This window comes from Klebsiella sp. 28, assembly GCF_018223905.1.
In the GTDB taxonomy this organism is placed as follows: Bacteria; Pseudomonadota; Gammaproteobacteria; order Enterobacterales; family Enterobacteriaceae; genus Klebsiella; species Klebsiella pneumoniae.
Map to the genome: position 1 here is coordinate 1 of NZ_JAGRQY010000202.1, position 2,837 is coordinate 2,837.

The following is a 2,837-nucleotide window of genomic DNA, read 5'->3' on the forward strand; positions in this document are numbered from 1 at the left end:
GCGCCCGGCAAGATGGGCGGATTTCCACACGGCAGCGGCGCCCGGCAAGTGGGATTCAGGAGAATAGGTGTTTTACCGAATGCCCTGACGAGGCGTAAAAAAACCGCTTGGCGGCGGCCTCATAAAGCAGAAAACCCGCTCAAGGCGGGTTATCTGCTCTGTAGCCTGTGATGCTTCGCGGGCATCCGGCATACAGCGAGGTGAAATTCTTCTTTTGGCATGTTAATTATACGTCTAACGCGGCATATGATCAAACCTGTATTAAATAAGCCACTGTACCGTTTATAATGCTCTCAGATCAAAGAGGTAAAGCCCGTTTAGCCGCCTGTGTGATGAGCCAGTTCAGACTCTTCAAAATCGAATTTGGTACTAAACAGGACCCGAACCGTGGGCAAGCACACGGCAACGGTATAGCCCTCTTCCGGTTTCGCACCCGGAAGCCTGGGCGGCAGCGTGGTGAAATTCTTCTTTTGGTTAAGTGAATGGCATAACCGGATGGGCGGATTAGAGGAAAGGGGATTGCCTAGTAACCTACGCGCCACAGAGATGGAGGTGCGGGGAATGATTGAGCTGATTATCGCTATTCTGACCTTAATTGCGGCTGTATTGCAGTTGATCAACTGGTTCCTTTAATGGTGCCGGAGTCTGTGAAGGTGAAAGCCTGAACGGGCAAAACTGAAAGGTTTATAGCCGTCCTTCGGGGCGGCTTTTTTTCGGCAAAATTAGGGTTTTACCGAATAATGCAGAGTTTTAAGGTGAGAATTTGCAGACTTGGCGTTTTACCGAACATAGATACTCCCTAGGCTGATAGGTGCATTAGTTATCACCCTACCTGAACATATTGTAAAAGATGTCAGTCTCCAGTGACTTGTGTACTATCAACTGACAAGACTCTTACACGCAACGCAGGGGGATGGAGTTTTATGCTTAGAAAAATAATCAGGGGTAGCGGATTCACTCAGTCAGAAGAAAAACTGATAGAGTTCGCTGATGATGCTTTTTTTGGTCTTTGGTCTTATCCTAATGTTTATAGCGATGAGGGTTACTCTAAAAATAAAATTGGGAAAGAAGTTAGTGACTTATTAGTTATTTTTGATAAAGATATAATAATTTTTTCCGATAAAGCTATTACATACAATAAAAACAAAGATCCTAAGGTTGCATGGCAGAGATGGTTTAAAAAATCAGTCATACAGTCTTGCACACAGTTATTTGGCGCAGAGAAGTTTATAAAAGATCATCCCGAAAGACTTTTTGTTGACAAAGAATGCTCAGTTAACCTCCCCATTAAAATAGATAATTCTTTTAATTTTCATTTGGTGGCCGTCACTAATAATATTTCAGATCCGGCGATCTCGTACTTTGACAAAATAGAAAAAGGCAGCTCTGCTACTTTAGTTAACATATTTCCTTTAAACGCCCATCAATGTCTAGAAAATCCATTTTGTGTCGGAGACGTTTATCCTGATAAGACTTTTGTCCATATACTTGATGAGACTGCCCTAAAACTACTGTTAACCGAGTTAAACACAGCAACTGATTTCATTGGCTACCTTAACGAAAAAGAGAGGGTTGTAAGAGAAAGAACATTATTGGTCAGCGCTGGGGAAGAAGAGACTCTTGCTGCTTACATTATGGGTGATAAAACCATAATATCAAAAGAAATTATTGGAAACGATCAAGGGATGACCATACCGGAAGGTGAATGGAAAAACTATAAAACCACTTTCAATTATCAATATCAGCTCTCAATGAAAAAGGGTAGCGTTTTCTGGGATAACCTAATCCACAACTTCTCGACAAGTATATTGTCAGCTAACGTTGGTTTTTTTAGTGAAATTGAATTTTCTACACATGAATTAGGTGTTAGAGAATTAGCCAAAGAAAGTAGGCAATCTAGATATTACCTTTCAAAGAACTTTAAAGAGAAATTAAAAACAACTCAGCCTCATCTAAGAACGTCAAGAATGGTCGAATCAATCGATGAGCCTGGAAAGTTTTACTTATTCCTTTTTTTTCCTAACGATAGCAAGTTGAGTTACTCTGATTACAGAATTCAACGTATATCTTATATAAATGCTTATGCTGAGGTTGCCTTTAATAAATACAGACATATTAAAAAATTAATTACTATTGCAACAGAGCCGCAAAATACAGAAGGAAGATCTGAAGACCTAATATATAGCATATCCCCAGAGAAATTTACCAAAGAGCAAAATGAAAAAGCCAAAAGATTATCAAGAGAATACAAAATACTAAGTGATTTTTTACCTACTAAAACGACAAAGAGCGATAACTTTAAATCAGTTATATCAAAAGGTGAAAAAATAGGGCGGAATACACCTTGTCCATGTGGCTCCGGTGTTAAATTTAAAAAGTGCCATGGTGCGAATAATTAGCATTATTGTATGTATAACGGTAATGGCGCGGCAGAGAAACCGGCGCGTTCTGCCCTAGTGTTGGCCTGCGGGTTCCCCCGCACCCGCTGTATGTAGTATCGGCAGCATCTGAGAAAACCACTACATGTAGTTATCAGCGCCACAACGGCGCGGGGACGAGTGCGGTTCGGAAAAATTGGGGTTTTACCGAATCCGGCAAAAGATTGCTTCCTATAACGTCCGCTTCTGGCACACAGCAGCCGTTAAGATGTAAGGCCTTACGCCAACTAAATCTAATGGGACAGATTTAGTTGGTGATGGTCAAGTAATCTGCAAACGGTCACCAAGTAAAATGCAAATGGGTAGTCAAGTCCGATGCAATTACGCACCCGGCAAGGTGGGCCGATTCCCACACGACAGCAGCGCCCGGCAAGGTGGGCGGATTTCCACACGGCAGCG

At 41.9% G+C, this 2,837-nt stretch carries 1 protein-coding gene; it reads left to right on the plus strand.

Features of this window, described 5'->3' with window-relative positions; all coding sequences use genetic code 11:
* The first annotated feature begins 923 nt into the window (after nucleotides 1–923).
* The gene (locus tag KHQ28_RS25915; RefSeq protein ID WP_020324153.1) at nucleotides 924–2,399 is read left to right on the plus strand and encodes a YecA family protein; all 1,476 of its coding nucleotides are present in this window, start codon (nucleotides 924–926) and stop codon (nucleotides 2,397–2,399) included.
* The last annotated feature ends 438 nt before the right edge of the window (nucleotides 2,400–2,837 follow it).

Excerpts from the sequence above, each read along its gene's own strand:
- KHQ28_RS25915 (WP_020324153.1), top strand. The coding sequence starts at position 924 with ATGCTTAGAAAAATAATCAGGGGTAGCGGATTCACTCAGTCAGAAGAA.